Source organism: Klebsiella sp. Ech2A, from assembly GCF_030078455.1.
Classification (GTDB): Bacteria; Pseudomonadota; Gammaproteobacteria; order Enterobacterales; family Enterobacteriaceae; genus Klebsiella; species Klebsiella terrigena.
In genome coordinates, this window is sequence record NZ_JAQGFU010000273.1 from 1 (window position 1) to 4,326 (window position 4,326).

Here is a 4,326-nt window from a genome sequence, read left to right on the forward strand (position 1 = left end):
GGCGGAGGCCTTTCCCGCCACCGCCGGTCTCGGATACCGCATTTTCCTTGTTCGCCGCTACATGGCGATGGACGTCATTATTCCCTACGTGATCTGGATAACCCTGCTGGCCTGGCTGATGGATCTGGCCCTGCGTCAGCTGCACAAAGCCTGCTTCCCGTGGGCGGAAGGAGGCCGGGTATGAGCTTTATTGCCATTAAAAATATCTGGCAGGAGTACGGCGACCACGTGGTGCTGGAGCGCATCAACCTCGAGGTCAGGGAGGGGGAGTTTTGTTCGATGGTCGGCGCCTCCGGCTGCGGGAAATCGACCTTTTTGCGCCTGCTGCTGGGCCAGGAAAAACCGACCCGGGGCGCCATCACCCTTGACGGCCAGCCGCTGGCCGCCGAGCCGGACCGCAGCCGCGGCGTGGTGTTCCAACGCTATTCTGTATTCCCGCATCTCAACGTGCTGGATAACGTGACCGTTGGTCTCGAGCTGCCGGCCTCGCCGCTGCTTGGCCGTCTTTTTGGCGCCCGCAGACGGCTTGCCCGCGAACGGGCGGCGCAGATGCTGGAGAAAGTCGGCCTCTCCCACGCGCTCGATAAGTACCCGGCGCAGCTCTCCGGCGGCATGCAGCAGCGGCTGGCTATCGCCCAGGCCTTCGTGATGCAGCCGCGCATCCTGCTGCTTGATGAGCCGTTTGGCGCCCTCGACCCGGGTATCCGCAAGGATATGCACGCGCTGCTTTTGCAGCTGTGGAGCGAAACGCGGATGACGGTCTTTATGGTGACCCACGATTTGGCCGAGGGCTTCAATCTCGGGACCCGGCTGCTGGTCTTTGACAAGGTGCGTCACGACCCGCAGGCGCCCAACGCCTACGGCGCGCGCGTGACCTACGACATACCGCTTAACGAAGCCCGCATGTCGCAGATGCTCGGCACCGGCAGCGATAACAACGTTTATGCATTAAGGAGATAGTCAGATGAAGCCACTTTTTCACTCCGCACCGAGCCTGCGCGAAGAGCTTGTCCCGGGCGGCGGCCATACCTCGTTTATTCTGCGCCGCGGGCAAATCCTGCGCCTGACCGACATCGACGGCGAGGCCAACGTCAGCATGATGATGCTCAATCCGCATGAAAAGAGCGAACGCCTGAACCTGCCGGATACCCTGAAAGGGCAGCACACCGCGCGCCTGACCGCCGGGCACTGCTTCTACTCCGATATGGGTCGCGTGCTGGCGGGGATCGTCGCCGATAGCAGCGGCTGGCACGATCCCTTTGGCGGCGTGCTCAACGCCGAAGAAACCTTAGAAAAGTACGGCGCAGGGCGCTACCAGGAGCTGCGCAACGGCTACTACCGCAACGGCGTCGATAACCTGCTGGTTGAGATGGGCAAATGGGATCTGGGCCTGGAGGATCTGCTGATGGTGGTCAACTTCTTCAGCAAGGTCACCGTCGCCGCCGACGGCAGCTTCCATTTCTGCGCCGCGCCCTCCAGCGCCGGGCGCTACGTCGAGCTGTTTGCGCCGATGGACGTGCTGATCGTCCTCACCGCGCTGCCGCATCCGCAGGACCCCGCTACGGAGTATGCCCCGCGTCCGGTCCAGCTGAGCTGGTTCGACGCCGACGATACCGAGGCGGCGGTCGCCTCGCTGCTCACCCGCGATGAAAACCAGCGCGCGTTTGCCAATACCCAACTTTTTGCCCTCTGAGGAGCCGTCCATGAGCCTTGTTACCAGTCCCCGCAACCCGGCTGATGCCGTCTATCGTCACGTGATCCCGGCGGGCGAACCCTGGCTGTTCGAAGTGAAGAAAGGGCAAACCCTGCGGCTGCTCGATCTTGAAGGCAACCAGGCTATCGACACCCTGTTCTATAACGCCGATAACCCGCGCGAACGCTACGATCCGCAGCGCACGCTGCGTCGCCAGGGGAACGTCTATCTGACCGCCGGCAGCGTGCTGTTCTCGAACCTTGGCCGGCCGCTGCTGACCATCGTTGCCGACACCTGCGGCCGCCACGACACCCTCGGCGGCGCCTGCGCCCAGGAGAGCAACACCGTGCGCTATGCCGCCGATAAGCGCTACATGCACAGCTGCCGGGACAACTTTCTCTGCGCCTGCCTGCACGACGGCCGCCTGCACAAGCGCGATATCGGCGCCAACATCAACTTCTTTATGAACGTGCCGGTGACGGAAGAAGGCGGGCTGACCTTCGAAGATGGTATCTCCGCCGCCGGGAAATACGTCGAGCTGCGCGCGGAGTGTAACGCCATGGTGCTGATCTCCAACTGCCCGCAGCTCAATAACCCGTGCAACGGCTGGAACCCAACCCCGGCGGAGGTGCTGGTATGGAACTGACCCGCTGGCAGCGCTGGCGGCTAATGGCCTATCGCCTGTTTGCCGTACGCGCCGATCGCCTGAACAGTACGCCGTCGCGTAAATCCTGACGCCGACGCGCCCCCGGGGACGACCCTGGGAAGAACGCTATTTTGCTGCGGGACGACCCGCCATGATGTGAGTCCCGCTTATGTTTAACACGCTACTTATTGCCAACCGCGGCGCTATCGCCTGCCGAATTCTGCGCACGCTGCGCGATATGCAGGTTAAAGGCGTTGCCGTCTATTCCAATGCCGATCTCAGCAGCCTGCATATTCGCGAAGCCGATGAAGCGCTTAGCCTCGGCGACGGCCCGGCGGCGCAAACCTATCTGGTGGTGGAGAAAATCATCGCCGCCGCGCGGCAAAGCGGCGCCGAGGCGATCCACCCCGGCTACGGCTTCCTGTCGGAAAACGCCGCCTTCGCCGAAGCCTGCGAAGCCGCCGGGCTGGCATTCGTCGGCCCGACGCCGCAGCAGCTGCGGACCTTTGGCCTTAAGCATACCGCCAGGGCGCTGGCTAAAGCGCAGGGGCTGCCGCTGCTGGAAGGTACCGGGCTGCTGGCCGATAGCGCCGAGGCGTGCCGCGCCGCGCAGGCGATTGGCTATCCGGTGATGCTGAAAAGCACCGCCGGCGGCGGCGGGATCGGCATGCGGGTGTGTCACGATGCCGACGAGCTGGCGGAGGCCTTTGAGACCGTCCGCCGCCTCGGGCAGAACAACTTTAGCGATGCCGGCGTGTTCGTTGAAAAATATATCTCCCGCGCGCGCCACCTTGAGGTGCAGATCTTTGGCGACGGGCAGGGGGAGGTTATCGCCCTCGGCGTGCGCGACTGTTCGATTCAGCGGCGTAACCAGAAGGTTATCGAAGAGACGCCGGCCCCCAATCTGCCTGAGGGGATGGCGCAGGCGCTGTGTGAGGCGGCCATCGCCCTGGGCAAAGCGGTCAGCTACCGCAGCGCCGGGACGGTGGAGTTTGTTTACGATAGCCTGGCGCAGCGCTTCTATTTTCTTGAGGTTAATACCCGCCTGCAGGTTGAGCACGGCGTGACCGAGCAGGTGTGGGGCGTCGATCTGGTGCGCTGGATGGTCGCCCTGGCGGCGGGGGATTTGCCGCCGCTGTCCCGGCTGATGGCGGATCTGCAGCCGCGCGGCCACGCGATTCAGGCGCGGATCTACGCCGAAGATCCCGGCCGTCAGTTCCAGCCGTCGCCGGGGCTGCTCAGCGAAGCGACCTTCCCGCCGGCGGATGGGCAAACCCTGCGAATTGACCGCTGGGTGGAGGCCGGCTGCGAGGTGCCGCCGTTCTTCGACCCGATGCTGGCAAAAACCATCGCCTGGCAGCCCGACCGCGAGCGGGCCATCGCCCGTCTCGGCGAAGCGCTGGCGGCAACCCGGCTGTACGGCGTGGAAACCAATCGTCTCTACCTGCAGCAAATTCTGGCTTTCACCCCCTTTAGCGAAGGCGAAGCCTGGACCCGCTGCCTGGAGCAGCTGAGCTATCGGGCGGCGACCGTCGAGGTGCTGAGCGCCGGAACCCAGACCAGCGTTCAGGACTATCCGGGGCGCCTCGGATACTGGGCGGTGGGCGTTCCGCCTTCGGGGCCGATGGACGACCGGGCGCTGCGCCTCGGCAACCGGCTGCTTGGGAACCCGGAGGGCGAAGCGGCGCTGGAAATCACCCTCAGCGGGCCGACGCTGAAGTTTAACTGCCTCGCCGAGGCGGCGATATGCGGCGCGGCGGTGGCGGTGACCCTCGACGGCGTGGCCCAGCCGATGAACCGCGTCTTTACGATTCCTGCCGGCGCGACGCTGAAAATCGGCCCGGTCAGCGGCGCGGGGGTGCGCAGCTATATCTGCCTGCGCGGCGGCATTCAGGTGCCGGACTATTTAGGCAGCAAAAGCACCTTTACCCTCGGACAGTTTGGCGGCCACGCCGGACGCGCGCTGCGCGGCGGCGACGTTCTGCAC

The 4,326-nt window shown here is 64.6% G+C and carries 4 protein-coding genes and 1 pseudogene; all 5 read left to right on the forward strand.

Translation table 11 applies throughout. The features are described 5' to 3' along the window. A pseudogene (locus PFH44_RS25170) lies at positions 1–184 on the forward strand (ABC transporter permease); the annotation flags it as partial. Further along, positions 181–960: an ABC transporter ATP-binding protein gene (locus tag PFH44_RS25175; protein ID WP_283826516.1), complete on the forward strand. Its 780-nt coding sequence runs from the start codon at positions 181–183 to the stop codon at positions 958–960. The pseudogene PFH44_RS25170 and the gene PFH44_RS25175, both read left to right, overlap by 4 nt. A gap of 4 nt (positions 961–964) precedes the next feature. Further along, a complete protein-coding gene (locus PFH44_RS25180; protein ID WP_283826517.1) occupies positions 965–1,693 on the forward strand; it encodes an urea amidolyase associated protein UAAP1 in 729 nt (242 codons plus the stop codon). 10 nt (positions 1,694–1,703) lie between these two features. After that, positions 1,704–2,339, forward strand: coding sequence for an urea amidolyase associated protein UAAP2 (locus tag PFH44_RS25185; protein ID WP_041145463.1), 636 nt, complete (start codon positions 1,704–1,706; stop codon positions 2,337–2,339). Positions 2,340–2,508: 169 nt separating this feature from the next. Continuing rightward, positions 2,509–4,326 (forward strand): ATP-binding protein (locus tag PFH44_RS25190; RefSeq protein ID WP_283826518.1); only part of this gene is annotated, 1,818 nt, incomplete at its 3' end.